This is a genomic window from Chromohalobacter sp. (assembly GCF_039830575.1).
Classification (GTDB): domain Bacteria; phylum Pseudomonadota; class Gammaproteobacteria; order Pseudomonadales; family Halomonadaceae; genus Chromohalobacter; species Chromohalobacter israelensis.
Window position 1 is genome coordinate 86,162 of the sequence record NZ_JBDOOX010000009.1, and the last position, 21,335, is coordinate 107,496.

Annotated in this window: 16 protein-coding genes; 5 read left to right on the forward strand and 11 right to left on the reverse strand. The window is 65.0% G+C overall.

Translation table 11 applies throughout. The features are described from left to right. Window positions 1-29: 29 nt before the first annotated feature. The 6 genes from ABGX75_RS07410 to deoC all read right to left on the reverse strand — a co-directional run bounded on the left by ABGX75_RS07410 (window position 30) and on the right by deoC (window position 5,547). On the reverse strand, window positions 30-353 hold the full coding sequence (locus ABGX75_RS07410; RefSeq protein WP_043559001.1) for a carbonic anhydrase: 324 nt from the start codon (window positions 351-353) through the stop codon (window positions 30-32). Between the two features lie 543 nt (window positions 354-896). After that, entirely contained in the window at window positions 897-1,319 is a 423-nt protein-coding gene (gene cdd, locus ABGX75_RS07415; protein ID WP_179152738.1) for a cytidine deaminase, read from the reverse strand. Beyond that, window positions 1,312-2,043 carry a purine-nucleoside phosphorylase gene (gene deoD / locus ABGX75_RS07420; protein ID WP_011506131.1) on the reverse strand — a complete coding sequence of 244 codons (732 nt, stop codon included), beginning with the start codon at window positions 2,041-2,043 and terminating at the stop codon, window positions 1,312-1,314. The genes cdd and deoD overlap by 8 nt, the downstream gene beginning before the upstream one ends. A 4-nt stretch (window positions 2,044-2,047) precedes the next feature. Further along, a complete protein-coding gene (locus ABGX75_RS07425) occupies window positions 2,048-3,304 on the reverse strand; it encodes a phosphopentomutase (protein WP_011506132.1) in 1,257 nt (418 codons plus the stop codon). After that, window positions 3,301-4,716 (reverse strand): thymidine phosphorylase, encoded by a 1,416-nt coding sequence (locus ABGX75_RS07430; protein WP_287124578.1) that lies wholly within the window; start codon window positions 4,714-4,716, stop codon window positions 3,301-3,303. Before ABGX75_RS07430 ends, ABGX75_RS07425 begins: the two co-directional genes overlap by 4 nt. Before the next feature lie 57 nt (window positions 4,717-4,773). Beyond that, window positions 4,774-5,547, reverse strand: coding sequence for a deoxyribose-phosphate aldolase (gene deoC, locus ABGX75_RS07435; RefSeq protein ID WP_011506134.1), 774 nt, complete (start codon window positions 5,545-5,547; stop codon window positions 4,774-4,776). Window positions 5,548-5,789: 242 nt separating this feature from the next. Here deoC and ABGX75_RS07440 point away from each other — a divergent pair, with 242 nt between their 5' ends. Then, window positions 5,790-6,575, forward strand: a complete 786-nt coding sequence (locus tag ABGX75_RS07440) for a DeoR/GlpR family DNA-binding transcription regulator (protein ID WP_287124579.1) — start codon at window positions 5,790-5,792, stop codon at window positions 6,573-6,575. A gap of 76 nt (window positions 6,576-6,651) precedes the next feature. After that, window positions 6,652-7,386, forward strand: a complete 735-nt coding sequence (locus ABGX75_RS07445) for a sulfite exporter TauE/SafE family protein (protein ID WP_011506136.1) — start codon at window positions 6,652-6,654, stop codon at window positions 7,384-7,386. On the opposite strand, the gene ABGX75_RS07450 is transcribed toward ABGX75_RS07445, so the two are convergent. Together ABGX75_RS07450 and ABGX75_RS07455 are read right to left on the reverse strand one after the other, a co-directional pair. Continuing rightward, entirely contained in the window at window positions 7,373-9,868 is a 2,496-nt protein-coding gene (locus tag ABGX75_RS07450; RefSeq protein WP_287124580.1) for an EAL domain-containing protein, read from the reverse strand. The genes ABGX75_RS07445 and ABGX75_RS07450 overlap by 14 nt on opposite strands. Window positions 9,869-9,983: 115 nt before the next feature. Continuing rightward, window positions 9,984-10,904, reverse strand: a complete 921-nt coding sequence (locus ABGX75_RS07455) for an AraC family transcriptional regulator (protein WP_011506138.1) — start codon at window positions 10,902-10,904, stop codon at window positions 9,984-9,986. Window positions 10,905-11,133: 229 nt separating this feature from the next. Here ABGX75_RS07455 and ABGX75_RS07460 point away from each other — a divergent pair, with 229 nt between their 5' ends. Beyond that, on the forward strand, window positions 11,134-12,189 hold the full coding sequence (locus ABGX75_RS07460; RefSeq protein WP_287124581.1) for an NAD(P)-dependent alcohol dehydrogenase: 1,056 nt from the start codon (window positions 11,134-11,136) through the stop codon (window positions 12,187-12,189). A gap of 165 nt (window positions 12,190-12,354) precedes the next feature. On the opposite strand, the gene ABGX75_RS07465 is transcribed toward ABGX75_RS07460, so the two are convergent. Continuing rightward, on the reverse strand, window positions 12,355-14,061 hold the full coding sequence (locus ABGX75_RS07465; RefSeq protein WP_287124582.1) for a hypothetical protein: 1,707 nt from the start codon (window positions 14,059-14,061) through the stop codon (window positions 12,355-12,357). A gap of 216 nt (window positions 14,062-14,277) precedes the next feature. Then, window positions 14,278-15,084, reverse strand: a complete 807-nt coding sequence (locus ABGX75_RS07470) for an acyl-CoA thioesterase II (protein ID WP_287124583.1) — start codon at window positions 15,082-15,084, stop codon at window positions 14,278-14,280. Window positions 15,085-15,156: 72 nt separating this feature from the next. Here ABGX75_RS07470 and tadA point away from each other — a divergent pair, with 72 nt between their 5' ends. Then, complete coding sequence (gene tadA, locus ABGX75_RS07475) at window positions 15,157-15,612, forward strand: tRNA adenosine(34) deaminase TadA (RefSeq protein ID WP_011506142.1); 456 nt, start codon at window positions 15,157-15,159, stop codon at window positions 15,610-15,612. A gap of 15 nt (window positions 15,613-15,627) precedes the next feature. Here the strand turns inward: tadA and mltF are convergent, their stop codons facing one another. Next, the gene (mltF, locus tag ABGX75_RS07480) at window positions 15,628-17,082 is read right to left on the reverse strand and encodes a membrane-bound lytic murein transglycosylase MltF (RefSeq protein ID WP_287124584.1); all 1,455 of its coding nucleotides are present in this window, start codon (window positions 17,080-17,082) and stop codon (window positions 15,628-15,630) included. Window positions 17,083-17,275: 193 nt separating this feature from the next. Here mltF and purL point away from each other — a divergent pair, with 193 nt between their 5' ends. Next, window positions 17,276-21,217 (forward strand): phosphoribosylformylglycinamidine synthase, encoded by a 3,942-nt coding sequence (gene purL / locus ABGX75_RS07485; RefSeq protein WP_287124585.1) that lies wholly within the window; start codon window positions 17,276-17,278, stop codon window positions 21,215-21,217. The last annotated feature ends 118 nt before the right edge of the window (window positions 21,218-21,335 follow it).

Consider the following 21,335-nt stretch of genomic DNA (forward strand, 5'->3'; position numbering starts at 1 on the left):
CATTGGGCGGCTCGGCTGGCCAGTGGTCTTCAGGCGGTTCCCACGCCACCACAGCCTTCATGGCCACAAACGTTGATATAGCGTACCCCCAGGACGGAAATGGCGTATTCCAGTGCACTCAGCAACGTCGGGTCTTCGGTGGCCACCAAGTTGGCCACGTTGCGATGCACGAACAGATCGCCGGGTGACGCGTTGCACGGTTGTTCGGCCGGGACGCGACTATCGGAACAGCCGTTCCAGAACGCTTCGGGGGGCTGACCGGATTGTAGTCGCTCGAAGTCGTCGGGATCCCGGCTCAGCATTGATTCGACCCAGGCCTGATTCTCAAGAAGAACACGTTCATGAAACTGCATGGTTAGAAGACCTTGTTGGCTCTTGGAGAATAGGACGTCATGCACATCGAATAATTTACGGCTATTCGAATAGTCGCAAGTTATGCCCTTGTATAGCCAGACATTGATGGTTTCGCCGAGTTCATGCGGTTAATAATTTTTCATTAACTTACAATAAATAACACCCGTGATGATGCCTGTTTCCGATGCGGTGGATCGTTGTACGCAGAGTCTTGCAAGGTATTGAGTGGCTAGGTGTTGATATCCCGAATGACGCAGTCAGTCTGAGAAAATATTCTCTTTTGACAGCCAGGGAACTTTTCCAGCAATTCATCCGGGGGCAGCAACAGGCAGGTTGGCCAGCAAAGCAAGGGGCCTAGCGATGCTGGCATCACCCAGCCCCCGTGTATCGTTATCGTGTGGCGTTGTGCGCCAATATCGTGGCTTGCCAGTCTCCCGATACCCGGTCGATGAAATGTTGTCTGGTAATGAGGGGATGCGTGCGCGTCATGGCGACGCGCATCGTTCTGGGCAAGCGGGTAGTTCGAGTGTCCTTTGTCTGCCTTACGATGGAGGTAGATTTTCCGGCCCGAAGGAGTCGGGCAGTAACTGCTCCATGGTGTAGTGCTTGAGCGGATTGCCGTCGCCGTCGAGGACGACGATGACGGTCGCCGGGGTCGCGAACTCGCGAATGCGCTGGCGGCAGTCGCCGCAGGGCGTGCACAGGTGATGGCCGGGTCCGATGACGTAAAGCGTGACGATCTCGCGCTCGCCCTGGGCGATCATCGCGCCGATGGCACCGGCTTCGGCGCAGAGCCCCTTGAAGTTGGCGCTTTCCACGTTGCAGCCCAGGTAATGCCGGCCGCTCTCGGCGATCAGCAGGGCCCCCACCGGGTGCCGGGAGTAGGGGGCATAGGCGCTGTCGCGCACCGCGATCAACGCCTGGCGCGAGGCCTCGGAAAGAGGCGTGAAACGCGGCTCAGTCATGGGAGGTGTCCTCGTCGTCGCGCAACAGGCCCTCGAGAGTGATGGCCATCATGTCGTGAAAGCCGGTCTGGCGCGTCTGCGCATCGAGGGCTTCGCCCTTAAGGATATGATCGGAGACCGTGCACACGGTCAAGGCGCGGGCGCCGAACTCGGCGCACACGCCGTACAGACCGGCGGCTTCCATCTCGACGCCGAGCACGCCATGGCGCTTCATGACCTCGAACATGGCCTCGTCGGGCGAGTAGAAGAGATCTGCCGAGAACAGGTTGCCGACCTTGACGGGGGTGCCGCGTGCGCTGGCGGCGTCGACGGTGTGGCGGGTCAGCGCGTAGTCGGCGATGGCGGCGAAGTCATGCCCCTTGAAGCGGGCGCGATTGACGCCGGAGTCGGTGCAGGCTCCCATGCCCACCACGATGTCGTTGACGGCCACGTCGTCGCGCACCGCGCCGCAGGAACCCACACGCACCAGGCGCTTCACGCCGTAGTCGGTGATCAGCTCCTTGGCGTAGATGGAGAGCGAGGGAATGCCCATGCCGCTGCCCATGACCGACAGGCGACGGCCGCGATAGGTGCCGGTGAAGCCGAGCATGTTGCGCACCCGGTTGACGCACTCGACGTCTTCCAGAAAGGTCTCGGCGATGAATTGGGCGCGCAGCGGGTCGCCGGGCATGAGCACGGTGTCGGCGAAGGCGCCGGCGGGGGCATCGATGTGCGGGGTCGACATGGCGTCAGTCTCCTGTCGTCGAAGCATGAGAGGATGGGCCGGTCGGCGCGACATCGAGGAAGTCGCTGCCGTGTGCCATGGGCGAGAGACCGAAGTGTGTCGCCAGGCTCTGGCCGATATCGGCGAACGTCACCAGATGACCGTCATCATGGCCCAGTGGCCTGGGGGCCAGGCCGGCGCCGCTGGCAAGCACGGGGACTTGCTCGCGAGTATGGTCGGTCCCCGTCCAGGTCGGGTCGTTGCCGTGATCGGCAGTGAGGATCAGCAAGTCGTCGGGACGCAGCTTGGCGAGCACTTCCGGCAAGCGCCGGTCGAAGGCTTCCAGCGCCTCGGCGTAACCGTCCGGATCGCGGCGGTGGCCATACAGCGTGTCGAAGTCGACGAAGTTGGTCATCACCAGCGTCCGATCGCCTGCTTCATCGAGGGCCTCGAGGGTGGCATCGAACAGCGCGTCATGGCCGTGGGCCTTGATGACGTTCGAGACGCCGCAATGGGCGTAGATATCGCCGATCTTGCCCACGCCGAGCACCTTGCCGCCATCGTCATGCAGTTTCTGCAACACGGTGGGCGTGGGCGGCTCGATGGCGTAGTCGCGGCGGTTGCCGGTGCGCTCGAAGGTCTCGGGGGTCTCGCCGACGAAGGGGCGGGCGATGACGCGACCGATGTTGTAGGGCATCAACAGCTCGCGGGCGATTTCGCACAGTGCGTATAGGCGATCCAGGCCGAAATGGGTCTCGTGGGCGGCGATCTGGAACACCGAGTCCGCCGAGGTATAGACGATGGGCTTGCCGCTTGCGATATGGGCTTCGCCCAGTGTCTCGAGTATCGGCATGCCGGACGCATGGCAGTTGCCCAGCACGCCGGGCAACTTGGCCTGCTCGATCAAGGCTTCAAGCAGATCGGGCGGAAAGCTCTGCGTCTTGTCGGGGAAGTAGCCCCATTCGAACAGTGCCGGGACGCCGGCGATCTCCCAATGCCCGGAGGGCGTGTCCTTGCCCGAGGAGATCTCGGCCGCCGCGGCGTAGGCGCCGTCGAGCGTCTCGGGGGGCGTGATGCCCTCGGCCCACTCGCCGGTGGCGAGATGGTGCGCGTGATAGAGCCCGAGGCTTGCCAGATGGGGCAGTGCCAGCGGTCGGCCGGAAGCGGCACGATGATGCGCGATATGGCCCAGGGTATCCGCGCCGGCATCGCCGAACGCGGCGGCGTCCGGTGCGTTGCCGATGCCGAATGAGTCGAGCACGAGCAGGATGGCGCGGGTCATGACGATGTCTCCTGACGCAGGGTGGCGTGGATCAGCGCGGGCGGCACGGCGTGACCCGGTTCGCCCAGGGTGAATGCCTCGCGCAGACGCCGAGAGACGGCGTCGGCCTCGGCTCGGCTGGCGGCATGCAGGCGCAGCAGGGGCTGGCCGCGCTCGACGCGCTGGCCGAGCCCGGCGATCCGTGAAAGACCGACGCGATGGTCGATGGCATCCCCGGCGTTACGGCGACCGCCGCCCAGTTCGACGACGCCGAGCCCAAGCGCGCGGGTGTCGATGGCGTTGACGGTACCGGCCCGAGGTGCGACGACATCGGTCGTGAAGGGAGCTGACGCGAGATAGTGTTCGGGGCGTTCGGCCAGATCGCTCGGGCCACCGAGGCCATGCACCATGCGCGAAAAGCGTTCCAGTGCCTCGCCGGAGGCCAGGGCGGTTTCCAGACGCGTCGCGGCGTCGGCGGCATCGGCGGCGAGGCCGGCTTGCACGAGCATTTCCGTGGCCAGGGCATGGGTGACCTGGTAGAGGCGGCTATCGTGCCCGTCGCCGCGCAGCTCTTTATTGCGCCCGTCGCCGCGCAGCTCTTTATTGCGCCCGTCGCCGCGCACCTCTTTATTGCGCCCGTCCCCGCGCAAGAGGCGCAACGCCTCGTGGACTTCCAAGGCATTGCCGGCGCAGTCGGCCAGCGGCTGGTTCATGTCGGTCAGCAGCACGCTGGTGGGCGTGCCGGCGCCGCTGCCGATGGCGACGATGGCCTCGGCCAGTTCCCGCGAGGCGTCGGGCGTGGGCATGAAGGCGCCGTTGCCGACCTTGACGTCCATGACCAGGGTGTCGAGTCCGCAGGCCAGTTTCTTGCCCAGAATCGAGGCCACGATCAATGGCAGGGACTCGACCGTGGCGGTCACGTCGCGCACGCCGTACAGACGCTTGTCGGCGGGGGCGAGGGTGCCGGTCTGACCGATGATCGCCACGCCGACGTCCTTGACCAGCCGGCGGAAGAGGTCGTCGTCGGGGGTGACGTCATAGCCGGGAATCGCCTCGAGCTTGTCCAGTGTGCCGCCGGTATGGCCGAGTCCGCGCCCGGAGATCATGGGCACGTGACCGCCGCAGGCGGCGACCCACGGCCCCAGTACCAGCGAGACGAGATCGCCCACGCCGCCGGTGGAGTGCTTGTCGAGTACCGGGCCGTCGAGGTGCAGGTCGTGCCAGCGCAGGACCTGGCCGGAATCGCGGGTGGCCTCGGTCAGCGCGATGGCCTCCTCGCGGGTCATGCCGTTGAGCACGACCGCCATGGCGAAGGCGCCGATCTGGGCGTCGCCCACGCTGCCGTCGGCGACGCCGCGCATGAAGGCGTGGATGGCGTCGGCGTCGAGGGTCTCGGCGTCGCGCTTACGGCGGATGATGTCTTGAATGAGCATGACGGTGTCCGCGTTGTTGTTGTCTGCCGTTGAATGTCGATACCTGCCGAGGCGCGTTCAGTAACCGTCGCCGGGCGCCTTGGCCTCATCGCCCTCCAGCGTGGCGAGCAGGGCATCGAGCAGCCCCGAGGCGCCGAAGCGGAAGTGCGCAGGGCTGATCCATGCCTCGCCCATGATCCGTGCGGCCAGGTCGAGGTAGGCCTTGGCGTCCTCGGTGGTGCGAATCCCGCCGGCGGCCTTGAAGCCTACGTCGCGGCCACTGTCGCGAATCGTCTCGAGCATGATCTCGGCGGCCTCCAGGGTGGCGTTGACGGCGACCTTGCCGGTGGAGGTCTTGATGAAGTCGGCGCCGGCGGCGATGGCGATGTCGGCGGCCTGGCGAATCAGCGCGGGATCCTTGAGCTCGCCGGTTTCGAGAATGACCTTCAGAGTCGCGCCACCGCAGGCGTCGCGGCAGGCCTCGACGAGCAGGCGGCCGACGTCGGGGGCGCCGTCGAGCAGAGCTCGGTAGGGAAAGACGATGTCGACTTCGTCGGCGCCGGCAGCCACCGCGAGCCGGGTTTCCCGGGCGGCGCGCTCGGCGTTGGGGGCGCCGTCGGGAAAGTTGGTCACCGTGGCGATGCGTACGCGCCGGGTCAGGCCGATGGCATCGAGCTCGCGCTGGGCGTCCTCGATGAAGGCCGGGTACAGGCACAGCGCGGCGGGATGGCCGGCGGGCGTGTCCGCACGACGGCACAGCGCCTGGATGCGGGCGCTGTCATCGTCGTCGTTGAGCGAGGTGAGGTCCATCAGGGCCAGGGCCTGACGGGCAACGGGCTTGAGATCGGTCATGGGCGTGATTCCCCGAGTGGCATGCATCCGGGCGAAGCCGGGGCATGGGGCGATGAGTCGGTCGTGCTGCCGACCGTTGAGCCGGGCGGCGCGAAAGAAGTCACAGACATGGTAATGTCCTTGTATTTATCGTCGAGCCATCTTTGTTAATTTTCTAACAGAAATTTTGTGGCTAAGCTAACAAAATGTGCCGGAGAAGGGCGAGCGATCTCGTCGACCGGTATGCCGAGGGAGATGTGCACATGAATAGCCGCAGTGCGGCGCGCCTTCAATGGCTACAGGACACCCTGCGCGCGGAAGGCATGTTGCCGATTGCCGAGGCCGCCCAGCGCTGTCAGGTATCGGAGATGACCATACGCCGCGATATCGCCGCCAGCCAGGACACCATCGTCTCGCTGGGCGGGCGTTTGCTGCTGGCCGAGCATCCGCAGGTTGCCACCGGATACGACTTCGCCATTCAGCAGGACAGTTTCGCCCAGGCCAAGCAGCGAATGTGCGAGGAAGCGGCACGCATGGTCGAGGCCGACGACACGATCTTCGTGGACTGCGGGACGACGCTGATCCCGCTGTTTGCCAAGCTCGATCCCGATCTGCCGCTGACGGTGGTGACCTATGCCCTCAACGTCGCCAACGCCATCGAGCAACTCGCCTTGCCTCACGTGCGGCTGGTGTTGCTGGGCGGCCTCTATTATCCGGTGTCGCAATCCTTCGGTGGCGAGGAACTGGTCACCGCGATTCGTCGCCTGGGGATCAACAAGGCGTTCATTTCCGCCGCCGGGGTGCATGTCGACAAGGGCGTGAGCTGCTTCCATTTCCACGAGGTGGTGCCCAAGCAGGTGGCTCTGGAAACCGCCGTGCAGCGTATCCTCATTGCCGACGAGAGCAAGCTCGATCGGGTGCGGCCGGCCTTTTTCGCCGAGCTGGAGGCGTTCGACGTGATGCTGACCAGCGGCGCTGCGGGCGAGGCGCTGCGTGACACGCTGGCGACGCGTGCCGATCGCGCCTGGCCGACGGTCAAGGTGCTGTGATGGCGCAGCGATGGCGGGTGGCTGCCATCATCGTGTGCGGTAATTCACATCGGCGCGCGGATGGCAGACAGCGGACATGACGTTTCCTCTCTCGCTGGCGTTTCTGGGCGTGGTGTTCGGGACTTCCGCGCTCTCCGGTGTCTTTGGCATGGCCGGTGGCCTGATCCTGCTGGGGTTCCTGCTGGCCTGGCTGCCGGCGACGACGGCCATCGCCGTGCATGGCGTGATTCAACTGGGCGCCAACGGTTCCCGGGCCTTCCTGTCGCGGCATTACATCGATTGGCGCATCGTCGGCTGGATCGTGCTTGGCGTGATGCTGGCGGCGGGGCTGCTGGCCTGGCTGCGCTACACGCCGGACGAGCGCGTGGTGATGCTGTTGATCGGGATGCTGCCCGTACTGGTCTGGCTGCCGCGGCGCTGGTTCCGGCTCGACGTGTCCCGACCGCTGGATGCGGTGCTGTGCGGCTGTGTCGCCGGAGGGCTGACCATCGCCGCCGGAGTGTCGGGGCCGACCATCGACATCGGCTTCGTGCGCACGCGGCTCGATCGCCGCACGGTGGTGGCATCCAAGGCGACGATCCAGGTCATCGCCCATGCGCTCAAGGTGGTGTTCTATTGGCAGGCGGCGCTGGCGCTGAGTCGCGGGGAATGGGGCTGGATCGCGCTGGCGATCCCGTTGAGCTTCCTGGGGACCCGTGCCGGGAATGCCATCCTGCGACGCTTGACCGATGCGAGCTTTCGAGGCTGGACGCGCTGGCTGGTCACCCTGGTGGGGGGCTATTACATCGTGCGCGGCATCATGGCGTGGTAGCGCTCGCGGAGGCCTGCGTTGCCAGGTGCGCTTCGAAGACATCGATGGGTGACGGGCGGCCGAAATAATAGCCCTGGTGATAGTGGCAGCCCAGGCGCTCCAGGAACTCGCGTTGGGCCTGCATCTCGACGCCTTCGGCGACGGACTTGAGCTGCAGGCTGTCGGCCAGCGCGACGATGGTCTTGACGATGGCTGCGTCGTTGGCATCGACGAGCACGTCGCGGACGAAGGAGACATCGATCTTCAAGGTGTTGAAGGGCAGGCGCTTGAGATAGGCCAGCGACGAGTAGCCGGTGCCGAAATCGTCCAGCGAGAAGTTCACGCCGTGCTGCTTGAGCCGTGTCATCTTGTCGATGACCCCTTCGACATTGGCCAGCAGCAGGCTTTCGGTCAGCTCCAGCGTGAGCCGCTCGGCCGGCGCCCGGTGACGTGCAATGGTGTCCAATACCCGCGAGACGAAATCGGCTTGCTGGAACTGGCGCACACTGACGTTGATCGATAATTGCAGGTGGGACGTGGCGTCGTGGCGTGACCAGGTGGCGAGCTGCTGACAGGCCGTATCCAGCACCCAGCCACCGATCTGTTCGATGAGGCCCGTTTCCTCGGCGAGGGGAATGAAGTCGCCCGGCGAAATCATGCCGCGTTCGGGATGCTGCCAGCGAATCAGGGCCTCGGCACCGATGATCGTCCCCCGGGTATCCACCTGAGGCTGATAGAAGAGCTGCAACTGGTCGGTGGCGAGCGCCTGACGGAGTTCGGCTTCCATGCAGACGCGCACTTGAAGTGCCTGTTCCATCTCGGGGCGGAAGGCGCGACTGGCGTTGCCGCCTTCCTGCTTTGCGTGGGACATCGCCAGACTGGCGCGCTTGACCAGCTCGTCCGCCGGCACGTCGCCGTCGCCGAAGCGGACGCCGCCCAGGCTGTGCGTCGTGGTATGAGTGAAATCGTCGAGGTCGTATACGCCGCCGATGGCTTGACGCACGGTGTCGAGGTGGCGGCTCAATGCCTCGTCGGCATCGTCGTGGGCACTCGGCAGGTCGGTGACGATCAGGGCGAATTCATTGCCGCCCAGGCGTGCCAGGTCATGCTCGTGGCGAGCGAAGCGCTTGAGGCGACGCGCGACATGCAGAAGCAGGGTGTCGCCGACGGCATTGCCTCGGGAATCGTTGAGCGCCTTGAAGTTGTCGATATCGAGCATGATCAGCGCGCCGCCCGGTCCCTGTGCGCGACACGCGGCTTGCAGGGCATCCAGGCGCGCGTAGAGCGTCTGGCGATTGGGCAGGCCGGTGAGGGTGTCGTGATGGGCGAGCCGGTGAATCTTCGCTTGCGCTTCGCGGTGAGCGCTCAGGTCATGAAGCGTGGCGACGAAGTGATGGACATTGCCCTGGCTGTAATCGACGCGATTGACGCTGACGCGCACGGGAAAAGCCTCGCCGTTCTTGCGTCGTGCCTCGATCTCGCCTTGCCAGTGGCCGTGCTCGACGACGCAACGCTGGATGTCTCGGTACGTCCGGGCGCTTTCGTGCGAGTGTTCGAGAATCGACAGTGGCTGGTTGCGAATTTCGTCGGGGGTATAGCCGGTCAGCGTCGAGAAGGTCCGGTTGCTGAGCACGATCCGGCCCCGGTGATCGAACAGCAGGAAGGCGTCGTTGATGGCGGCGATCACCTCCATGAGCTGCTCGCGCGACATGACGGACTGACGCTGATGGCGCTGCAGGCGCCGGTCGATGAATACCCACAGCCCGGCAACCATCAGCAGGAGAATGACGATGCCGCTGACGCTGACGCCCAGCCAGGACGCAGGCGTCACCGCGTGTTGAGGGGCAGGTGTTGGCGTGGGCAGATAGTAGGTGGCCGACATGGCGGTGTAGTGCATGCCGCTGATGGCCAGCGAAATGCAGGCGGCGATGCTGACCAGGCGGTGATCGAGACGGTTGAGGCGTCGCTGCCGCGCATAGCGGCGATGGATGAGCATCGCGGCGGCACCTAGCCCTATCGCGACCACCAGCGACATGACGAACAGGCCGATGTCATAGCGTACCTCCACGGGCATGCGAATGGCTTCCATGCCCAGGTAGTGCATGATGCCGATGCCCATGCCGAGCACGACGCCACCGACCAGAGAGTAACTCAGGCGCGGACGGGGCATCGCCATGATGCGCAGAGCATAGCCGCTGCCGAGCATGGCGGGGACGAGGGACAGCAGTGTCAGTCCGGCGTCGTAATGCATGGGCAGGGGCAGTCGCAGCGCCAGCATGCCGGTGAAATGCATGCTCCATACGCCGAGCCCCATCATGGCGGCGCCAGCCAGCAGCCATCCCTGGCGCTGCCATCTGCCGTTGGCTTCCTGCATGCGATCGCCGATGAGCAGGCCCAGACCTGCCGCCAGCCAGGCGACGAGACAAGACAAGGCGATGAGCTTGATGTCCCACTCTCCCTGAATGGTGTCTGGCAGGCCTTGCGATGTCAGAAATAGGGCCATGTCGTGCTTTCCTTGCCATGTCATGCCGAGAGAGGCTATCCATTCATCAGCCGGATGGTGATGAAGACGTTATCGGCATGTCGGGGCCGAAACTTCAGTACATGCCCTTTCGCGTTCATGGCGAGTGGGCGGAGCGAGACTGGCGATCGTCCAGCGGGCTCTGGCCGAAATAGCGCTTATAGTCGCGGCTGAACTGCGATGCACTCTGGTAGCCCACCTGGGTGGCGGCCTGGGCCACTTGATAGCCCTGCTGGGTGAGCAGCACGCGCGCCTTGAGCAGCCGCAAGCGTTTGAGGTACTGCATCGGTGCGAGCTGCGTGGTGCGCTTGAAGTGGTGGTGAAAGTGCGAGGCACTCATGTTGACGCGCCGTGCGAGGCTTTCCACGTTCAGGGACTGAGCGTATTGCTGGTGCAGGAAGGTCAGCGCTTCGGCGATGCGGGAATACTGGCCATGGTGGGCCACCAACTGGCGCAGCGATGCGCCCTGGGGGCCGCGCAAGGCGGCGAACAGTACCTCGCGGATGCGGCCGTCGCCCAGCGCTGCGGCCTGCTCGTGGTCGTGCAGGCAGTCGATCAGGCGCATGACGCTATCGCCCATGTCCGCATCCATGTCCACGGCTGCCATGGGGGCGGGCATGCGCGTCGGGGGCGCCGTGGGCAGGCGTCGGACCAGTTCGCCGAGCATGGCCATGTCGAGACTCACCGACAGGCCCAGCAAGGGGGCCGTATCGCTGGCATGGGTCTCGCATTCGAAAGGCAGCGGCATGGCCTGAATCAGATAGTGGCCGGCACCGTAATGGATGATGCGATCCCCGAGGTAGCCGGTCTTGTTGCCTTGCACGATGATGACCAGGCTCGGCTCGTACATCAGCGGCGTGCGCGCGTGGCCGCAGTGCGAGGTGATCAGCTGCACGCCGGGCAAGGGCGTGGCGGCGAATCCTTCCTGGGTGGCCAGCGGGGCCAGGCGCGAAGCCAGGCGGGCTTCCAGGCCATGATCGGCAGCAGGACTCGTGGCGTAAGGGGCTGGCAGGGTCATCGGCGTTTCCTCGACGGTAGCTGACGCCGCAACAGGATAACATCGTGCATGAAATTTGCCTTGTGTCAGGGAAATCCTGCGGCGAGAGAGCAGTATCTGGCAAACATTGCACAGAATCGGGCATGGCCGAGATGCCGTGGCATGCCCACACTGTCGGGGTCCGCGATCGCGTCCTGGTGTCGTGTCAGCACGACCGGCGATCGCATTCACCATCGAAAGGATATTCGTTATGCCACAAGCCAAAGGATACGCTGCGCATTCCGCCGCGTCGGCACTCGAGCCGTACACCTTCGAACGCCGCGAGCCGCGTCCGGACGATGTCGCCATCGAGATCCTCTACTGCGGCGTTTGCCACAGCGATCTCCACTTCGCACGGGATGACTGGGGCATGGCCGCCTATCCGGTGGTGCCGGGCCACGAGATCGTCGGTCGCGTGACTTCGGTGGGCAGCGACGTTGCCAATTTCAAGGAAGGCGACCTGGTCGGCGTGGGCTGCATGGTCGATTCCTGCCGCCATTGCCAGGCATGCAACGACGGCGTGGAACAGTACTGCGCCGAAGGCTTCACCATGACCTACGGCAGCCCGGACCGCCATGACGGCAGCCTTACCCAGGGTGGCTACTCCGACAAGGTCACGGTCAGCGAGCGGTTCGTGCTGCGCATGCCGGAAGGCATCGACCTCAAGTCCGCCGCGCCGCTGCTGTGCGCGGGCATCACGACCTATTCGCCGCTCAAGCATTACGGCGTCAAGCCGGGCCACAAGATCGGCGTGATCGGCATGGGCGGCCTCGGCCACATGGGCGTCAAGCTGGCCAAGGCGCTGGGCGCCGAGGTCACGCTGTTCACGCGCTCCGAAAGCAAGGTGGCCGAGGCCAAGTCCAATGGCGTCGACCATGTGGTGGTGTCCACCGACGAGGCGCAGATGGCGGCGGTCGCCGAGACCTTCGACTTCATGCTCGACACCGTACCCAACCAGCACGATCTGAATCCGTACCTGCAGGCGCTGAAGTACGACGGCACGCACATCCTGGTCGGGCAGATGCAGCCGCTGGAGCCCGCGGTGATGGGCGCCAACCTGATCTTCCGCCGTCGCGTGCTGGCCGGTTCGCTGATCGGGGGGATTCCCGAGACGCAAGAAGTGCTGGATTTCTGCGCCGAGAAGGGCATTACCTGCGACGTCGAGATGATCGACATCCAGAACATCAACGAAGCCTGGGAGCGCATGCAGAAAGGCGACGTGCGTTATCGCTTCGTCATCGACATGGCATCGATGAAGAACGGCTGAGGCCGCGTTTCGGTGCCGACGCACCGATCGCGATAGACCGATCGTACTTGGGCGCGGGGATCTCCCCCCGCGCCTTTTTCGTGTCTGGCAGGTTGCAGAATGGCCCATGAAGGGGGCAGTGCTGCCAGGAACCAGAGTGTTTCCAGGCGCTCTGGGCAGACGGCGTTACTGTTGCCAGTCGATACGGTTGTTGATGACCAGGCCGTCGTCTTCCATACGCATGCGTATTACGACGTTGTCGATGCGCTCGAATTGGTTCTGCATGGCATCGAGCTGCTCTTCGAGTGCTGCAGCGTCGTTGCCTGCGAGGTTGCCGAAGGCGTCGGCAAGCTGAAGCCACTTGGCGTACATGTCGCCGGAAAGCTTGACGTGCATCAGTTCGCCGGCCTCGCCGGTTTCTTCCTGAAGCAAGGACTTGAGCGTCGTCTGCTCGCCCTCACCCGTTGCCACGCCGAGTGCCTTGTCTGTCATGGCCAGCCAGGCCGGTGCATCGCCTAGCATCGCGGTGAGCTGTGGCGGCAGAGCTTGGGGTTCGCCGTCGTTGGAAAGGGAGAGTGTCGCGAGCCCGGGCAGCATGCTCTGGCCGATCGCCATCAACCCGTTGGGGTCGCTGGAGGCTACCAGCAGAGCGCCCTTGATGGCGGGCTGATCGCTATGCTCGGGCATCGTGAGCTCATCGATTACCAGCCGCATGCCGCGCAGGCTACCGAACGGGGGCATGGCCAGCATGTTGGCCTGACGGCCGAGTTCGTCCAGATCGTTGTTGAGTTCGGCGAGCGCCGAGCAACTGAACGGTGCGGTACGCACGTGTTGGATCTGTTGGGTCAGCAGGTCGCGCAGGTCGTTCATGGGCAGTGCGATCGCAAGGTCGAAGGGAGACTCAAGCGAGTCATTGCCCAGGCCCGGCAGTGTTGAAGTGAGCGAGGCAAGCGGGGCGGTGATATCTTCGGCCAATGACACATCGAAGCGTTGCTCGGTGCGTGCGGCGTCGAGCGTGGTGTAGCCGGCGCTCAGTCGCGGCATGCGCGAGGCTAGGCGCGTCGCATCCTCGCGGCAGCTCTGCGAAACCGGTTCTGGGGCCTGACCTTGCGTCTGCTCGGCGAATGCGCGAAAGGCCTGAATCATGGGATCCTGACTGCCGGTGAGCAAGGTCGCCAAGCGTGTCGTATCGACATAGCCCAGGCCGTAGGGCAGGTAGTCCTTGGCGTCGGCCAGCTCACTGAGGCGCTGGGTATCCTGCACGCTGTTGTCGGGCAGGCTCGTGCCTAACACTTGCTGCAGTGCGTCGTCATCCAGTTCGGTGGGGGCGACTGCCAGCACCGCCTGGCCGTCATGAACGGTACTCAGCAGTTGCAGCGGCGCCTCGCCGAGGCGTGCCTGGCGGTATTCCAGCTCGCCCTGCGTGCGGGTTTCCAGCGGCAGGCCGGCAGCGTCTGCAAGACGTTGCAGGAAAGCCTGGTAGCGCTCAGCATCGTTGATGCTCAGGCGCAATACCGGGCTCAGGCCCAGACCGTAGAGAGCGTTCTGACCGCCCAGGTCGACGCCGATCTGTTCGGCGACCTGCTGATAGTCCGATTTGCCGGCAAGCTCCTCGGCGAGTGCGTCAAGCACATTGGCGAGGGACTCGGCCTCGCCGTCGCGGCGCAGTTCTTCTGCGAATTGGCGCAGATCGATACGCTGTTGCGCGAGTGAAGCGTTTGATGACGCCAGCGCGGCGTCGAGAGTCGCGTCGTCGATGGTTTCGAGATTGGCGAAGAGAAAGGGGGTATCAGCCGGAACATGTGCCAGTGGTGCGTCTGCCGAATCTTGTCCGCAACCTGCCAGAAGCAGGCTGCCGGCCATCACGCAGGCAAGTGAGATACGTCGTAACATGATGTTCCCTTGTATTCATTGATGGTCCCGGGCTCGGGCCGGGCGATGCCGGTATCGCAGCGATTGGCAGGCATGGGCGCGTATCGCGCCATGCCGCGCCACTCTTGAGTTGGTGGCTATATCGCTTGGGCGACGTCGATACCGGGTGGTGGCCAATGGTAACCGTTTGTCATGTCGGTAGCATGCTCTCTACGTAGACCGGCGTGGCGATACGCGTCACTCGACCAGGCGCGTCAGCCCCTCCTGCGCCACCGAGGCCACCAGATGACCTTGACGGTCATAGATGCTGCCCCGCGAGAAGCCCCGTGCACTGCCCGCCCAGGGGCTGTCCATGTCATACAGCAGCCAGTCGTTGATGGCCACGTCGCGATGGAACCAGAGGGCGTGATCGAGGCTCGCGATTCTCAGTCTGGGATCGCCGAAGTAGGTGTCGTGCGAGACGAGGCTGGTGGTCAACAGATTGAAGTCGGAGCTGTACGCGAGCAGATAGCGATGCAGCGCGGCATCCTCGGCCAGCTCTCCCGCGAGACGGAACCACAGCCGCTTGCGGGGCATGTCGGTGACGCTGTCCGGCAGGTGCAGGAATTCGATGGGATGCCCGTCGAAACGCTGGACCTCGGCGCCGGCGTCGATCAGCGCCTGGGGCGACTCGAGGTCGGGCATGTCGGGCTGGTGGGAGAAGCCGGGTTCGGTGCCGTGAAACGAGGCGCTGCAGAAGAAGATGGTCTTGCCGTTCTGAATGGCACTGACCCGGCGCGTGGTGAAGCTGCCGCCGTCGCGTACGCGGTCGACCTGATACACTACGGGGCGTTTGGCATCGCCGGGGCGCAGGAAATAGCCATGCAGGGAATGGGCCCAACGGGTCGCTTCCACCGTGCGCGTGGCGGCGGAAAGCGCCTGGCCGAGGACCTGGCCGCCGAACAGCTGCGGCAGGCCGAGATCCTGGCTGTGGCCGCGAAACAGGTTTTCTTCCAGGGTCTCGAGGCCCAGAAGATCGACGAGGGTGTCGAGTGGTTGCGTCATGCCGGCATCCTTGTGAACGGTCGTTTTCATACGGTCGTTCCAATTCTATCAGCATACGGAGACGGCTTCGCGATGCGCAGCGATACCTTCTACATGCATCGTGCGCTGGATCAAGCGCATCGAGCGCTGGAGGCGGGGGAAGTGCCGGTGGGCGCGGTGGTGGTTGCACGCGACGGCGACATCGTCGGGACGGGCTTCAATGCGCCGGTGTCGAGCCATGACCCCAGCGCGCATGCCGAGGTTCGTGCCCTGCGGGATGCCGCCGAGCGCCTGGGCAACTACCGGCTTGAGGGGTGCACGCTGTTCGTCACGCTGGAGCCCTGCCTGATGTGTACCGGCGCGATCATCCATGCGCGCGTGGCACGGGTCGTGTATGCGGCCGCCGAACCCCGCAGTGGCATGGTCGAGTCGCGCGCCAATCTGTTCGCCCAGCCCTGGTTCAATCACCGCGTCGAGGTCGAGGGCGGCGTGCTGGCCTCGCGTGCCACGCACTTGCTCAAGGCGTTCTTCGCGGCGCGGCGCGAATGAGCGCGAGGCCGATGCCTAAAGCACCGGCGGAACGGTATTGAAGGGTGTCTGGGGGAAGGTGTCGTCGCGCTCGCCGAGATGGTGGAACTGACGGCGGCTGCGGTCCACGTAATTGAGGATCTCGTAGTAACGGCGAATGTTGCGCACGTAGATCACCGGCTCGCCGCCGCGTGCGTAGCCATGGCGCACCTGGCTGTACCACTTGCGCTTTTGAAGCAGTGGCAGGGCCTTGCGCACGTCCGCCCATTTATAGGGATCGCCGCCCTGCATCTCGGTGATCTTCTGGGCATCGTAGAGATGCCCCAGGCCCACGTTGTAGGCGGCCAGCGCCATCCAGGTGCGATCCGGCTCGGTGATTTCCTCCTGCAGGCGTCCCTTCACGTGAAGCAGGTACGTCGCGCCGCCTTCGATGCTTTGCTCGGGATCCAGGCGATTGGTCACGCCGACTTCGGCGGCCGTGTCGTTGGTCAGCATCATCAGGCCACGCACGCCGGTCGGTGACGTGGCGCGCGGCTTCCAGTGCGATTCCTGATAGCCCAGCGCGGCGAGCAGCTTCCAGTCGAAACCGGTGTCGCGGGCCGCTTCCTTGAACGCAGCCTCGTAGCGGGGCAGGCGTGCCTGGGCGTGGCGAATGAACAGGCGCGCCCCCACGTATTCGAGATAATCGTCGTGACCGAAGTAGCGTGCGATCAGCTCATCGAGCTGGCCGCTGGCGTGCAGACGGTCGATGAGCCGGTTGGCGGCTTGCAGCAGCGCCACGCCGCTGTCCTTGGGAAACGCCCAGACCAGGCTTTGCGGCGCCCCCAGCATGAATCCGTTTTCGACGTCGGGGAAAAAGAGCCGGTTGAGCTTGAACTGGTGTGCATAGACGACGGCGGCATCGAATTCGCCTTTCTCGACCATCTCGATGAGATCGGTGACTTCCAGCTCGTCGGTTTCCTGCCAGGTCAGTTCGGGCAGCGACTTTTGCAGGTCGCGCAGGGCGCGACCGGTGCCCGAGCCGCGCAGTGCGGCGATATCGAGCCCGAGCAGATCCTCCGGCGTCGTCGGGGCCGGAATGCCGCGATGGTAGATGACCATGGGCTGCATCGACATGATGGGGCGACTGTAGAGAATGCCGGGTTCGGCCGGGTCGAGCGAGAGGGTGGCGGCGCCCAGGTCGGCGCGTCCGTCGCGCACGGCGCTGAGAACGTCGCCGATATTGCCGACACTGTTCAGTGAGAGGCTGACATCCAGCGATTCCGCGAAACGCCGCACCAGGTCGTACTCGAACCCCGTCGGGCCGTGACGGCCTTCGTAATACGTGGTCGGGGTGTTGCGCGTGAACACCTGGATGAAGTCGCGCGACAGAATCGCCGACAAGGCCGCATCCGGTTCGTGGGAGGTACGGTTGTCGGGGATCAGCAGCGCCAGCAGGGCAACGAATGCCGTCGCCACTGGGCGCATGTAACGAAGCAGAGCATCGAGCATACCGGTTCTGGTCAGCGATGAGAGGCAGCCACCTTAGCGGGCGTCGCGTCCGATGTCACCCGACGCCGATTCCACGCTCGTCGCTATCCTGCAACGGGTGGCTTCGCCCGTGAGCGGCTTTTCCATTATCATGGGGGCTCATTGGCCGCCGCCCGCGGCATCGTCTACCTGTTGTCCCAGAGGCCTATTCGACATGCTCGAACTGCGAGGAGCGCCCGCCCTTTCCGCTTTCCGCCATGCCAAGCTGTTAGCCGCGTTGCGTGATGCCGTGCCCGAGGTCGAGGCGTTGCACGCCGATTATGTTCACTTCGTCGACCACCAGGAGGATCTCGACGACACGGCGCGCGAGGTGCTGGCGCAACTGCTGACCTACGGTCCCGTGCGCGATGGCGCCGACGCCGAGTCCGAAGGCCAGCTGTTTCTGGTCGTGCCGCGTCTGGGCACGTTGTCGCCGTGGTCTTCCAAGGCCACCGATATCGCCCACAATTGCGGTCTGCATCAGGTGCGGCGCATCGAGCGCGGCATCGCCTATCGCGTGACGCTGGGGGGCAAGCTCGACGAGGCGACGTTCGCGGCGCTCGTCGCGGTGCTTCACGATCCCATGACCGAAACGGTGCTGGCCGATGCCAGCGATGCCGCCAAGCTGTTCGAGCAGCACGAGCCGGCGCCGCTGGGGCGGGTCGACGTGCTCGAAGGCGGGCGCGAGGCGCTGGTCGACGCCAATGACGCACTGGGACTGGCGCTGGCCGACGACGAGATCGACTATCTGCTCGAGGCCTTTCGCTCGCTCGATCGCAATCCCACCGACGTCGAACTGATGATGTTCGCGCAGGCCAATTCCGAGCACTGCCGACACAAGATCTTCAACGCCGACTGGACCATCGATGGCGAGGCCCAGCCGCTGTCGCTGTTCAAGATGATCAAGAACACCCATGCGTGTTCCGGCGACGACATTCTCTCGGCCTACAGCGACAATGCCGCCGTGATTCGCGGCACGCGGGCCGGCCGCTTCTTCGCCGCTCCCTGGCTGCCGCACCAGGCGCGCGAGGCGCGTTACGCGGCGACGCAGGAACCCATCCACATCCTGATGAAGGTGGAAACCCATAACCATCCGACGGCCATCGCACCCTATCCCGGTGCGGCGACGGGGGCCGGCGGCGAGATTCGCGACGAAGGCGCCACCGGCGTCGGCGGCAAGCCCAAGGCGGGGCTCACCGGGTTCGCGGTGTCCAACCTGCGTATCCCCGAATTCGTGCAGCCCTGGGAAGCCTTCGACTACGGCAAGCCCGCGCGCATTCAGTCGGCACTCGACATCATGCTCGAGGCGCCCATCGGCGGGGCAGCGTTCAACAACGAGTTCGGACGTCCCAACCTGAGCGGCTTTTTCCGTACCTACGAACAGGATGCGGTCGGTGCGGCCGGGATCGAGCGGCGCGGCTATCACAAGCCGGTGATGCTCGCCGGCGGCTACGGCAATATTCGCGAAGGTCATGTCGCCAAGGGCGATATACCGGTCGGTGGCAAGCTGATCGTGATGGGCGGTCCGTCGATGAAAATCGGCCTCGGCGGCGGGGCGGCATCGAGCATGGCCTCGGGCGCCTCCAGCGAGGATCTCGATTTCGCCTCCGTGCAGCGTGACAACGCGGAGATCGAGCGGCGCGCCCAGGAAGTCATCGATCGGTGCTGGGCGCTGGGCGACGACAATCCCATCTGCTTCATTCACGACGTGGGCGCCGGCGGGCTTTCCAATGCGCTGCCGGAACTGGTCAAGGACGGCGACCGGGGCGGGCGTTTCGAACTGCGCGACATTCCCAACGCCGAGCCGGGCATGAGCCCGCTGGCCATCTGGTGCAACGAGGCCCAGGAGCGCTACGTGCTGGCGGTGGCGCCGGACGACCTGGAGGCCTTCGACGCGCTGTGCCGGCGCGAACGTTGCCCCTATGCCGTGGTCGGCGAGGCGACCGAGGCCCACCACCTGTCGGTCCACGATGGTCACTTCGATACGCGTCCCGTCGACCTGCCGATGAGCGTGCTGTTCGGCAAGCCGCCCAAGATGTCGCGTGCCTTCGAGCGACGCACGCTGACGATGCCCAGCCTGGGGCTCGACAATCTCGATCTGCGCGAGGCGCTGGATCGGGTGCTGCGTCTGCCGGCCGTGGCGTCCAAGAGCTTTCTGATCACCATCGGCGACCGCTCGATCACCGGTCAGGTGGCGCGCGACCAGATGGTCGGGCCCTGGCAGGTGCCCGTGGCGGACTGCGCGGTGACCACGGCCAGTTTCGATACGCATGCCGGCGAGGCCATGGCCCTCGGCGAGCGTCCGCCGGTGGCACTGGTCGACCCGGCGGCCAGCGCCCGCCTGGCGGTGGCCGAGGCCATCACCAACCTGGCGGCGGCGCCGATCGCCAAGCTCTCCGACATCAAGCTCTCCGCCAACTGGATGAGCGCCGCCGAGCATGAAGGCGAGAACCAGGCCCTGTATGACGCCGTGCATGCCGTGGGCATGGAACTCTGCCCGCAACTGGGCATCGCCATTCCGGTGGGCAAGGACTCGATGTCCATGCGCACCGCCTGGCAGGAAGAGACCGCCGAGGGTGAGCATGAAGACAAGAGCGTGACAGCGCCGCTGACGCTCAATATCACCGGTTTCGCACCGGTCACCGATGCCATGCGCACCCTGACCCCGCAGCTGCGCCTGGACCAGGACGAGAGCGACTTGATTCTCATCGACCTGGGCCAGGGGCAGAACCGGCTGGGGGGCTCGGCGCTGGCGCAGGTATACGGCCAGGTCGGGGATGCATGCCCCGATCTCGAGGACGCCGAGGACCTCAAGGCGTTCTTCTCGGTCATTCAAGGCCTCAATGCCGACGGCAAGCTGCTCGCCTACCACGATCGCAGTGACGGTGGCCTGCTGGTGACCCTGCTGGAAATGGCCTTTGCGGCGCGCGGCGGGCTGGAGATCAAGCTCGACTGGCTGATCGACGACGCCTACGAGGCCTTCGATGCCTTGTTCGCCGAAGAACTGGGGGCGGTGATTCAGGTCAATCGTCGCGACACCGAGTTCGTGCTCGCCCAGCTGGCCGCGGCCGGCCTCGAGACCTGCGGTGTGGTGGCACGGCCGCGCTACGACGATCAGGTCCGGGTCACGCTGTTCGAGGAACCGCTGCTGGAAACCACGCGGGCCATCGCCCAGCGCACCTGGACCGAGACCAGCTACCGCATGCAGGCGCTGCGCGACAATCCGCAGTGTGCCAAGTCCGAATTCGATGCCTTGCTCGACCTGCGCGACCCCGGTCTCTCGGCGCAGCCCAGCTTCGATGTCGACGAGGACATCGCTGCGCCCTACATCGGACGCGGCGAGCAACCCCGTGTGGCGATATTGCGCGAGCAGGGCGTCAACGGGCATGTCGAGATGGCGGCGGCCTTCGATCATGCCGGCTTCGCGGCCGTCGACGTGCACATGAGCGATATCCTCGAAGGGCGCGTCGATCTGGCGACCATGAAGGGGCTGGTTGCCTGTGGCGGCTTCTCGTACGGCGATGTGCTCGGCGCCGGCGGCGGCTGGGCCAAGTCGGTGCTGTTCAATGACCGCGCGCGCGATGCCTTCGAAGGCTTCTTCCAGCGTGATGACAGCTTCTCGCTAGGGGTGTGCAACGGCTGCCAGATGCTTTCGCAGCTCAAGTCGCTGATTCCCGGGGCCGAGAACTGGCCGCGTTTCGTGCGCAACGAGTCCGAGCAGTTCGAGGCGCGCGTGAGCATGGTGCAGGTCGAGAAGAGTCCTTCGATCCTGCTGGCCGGCATGGAAGGGTCGCGCCTGCCGATCGCCGTGGCCCACGGCGAGGGGCGCGCCGAGTTCCGTGACAGCGGCCACTTGCGCAGCATGCAGACCAGTGACCAGATCGCCATGCGCTATGTGGACAACTACGGTCAGGTGACGACGCGCTATCCCGCCAACCCCAATGGCTCGTCCGCGGGCATCACGGGGCTGACCACGCCGGATGGCCGCGTGACGATCATGATGCCTCACCCCGAGCGCGTGGCCCGCGCGGTCACCAACTCCTGGCGTCCCGACGAATGGCGGCAGGACGGTGCCTGGATGCGGATGTTCCGCAATGCCCGGGTGTGGGTGGACTGATCGCGCCGTCTCGCCATGCAACGACGGGGGCACGAGGACGCCTGTTGGTCTCTCGCATGATCCACAGGCGCCTCGAAATGCGTTAGTTTGCGCAGGTATGTTGCATTCATGGACCCGT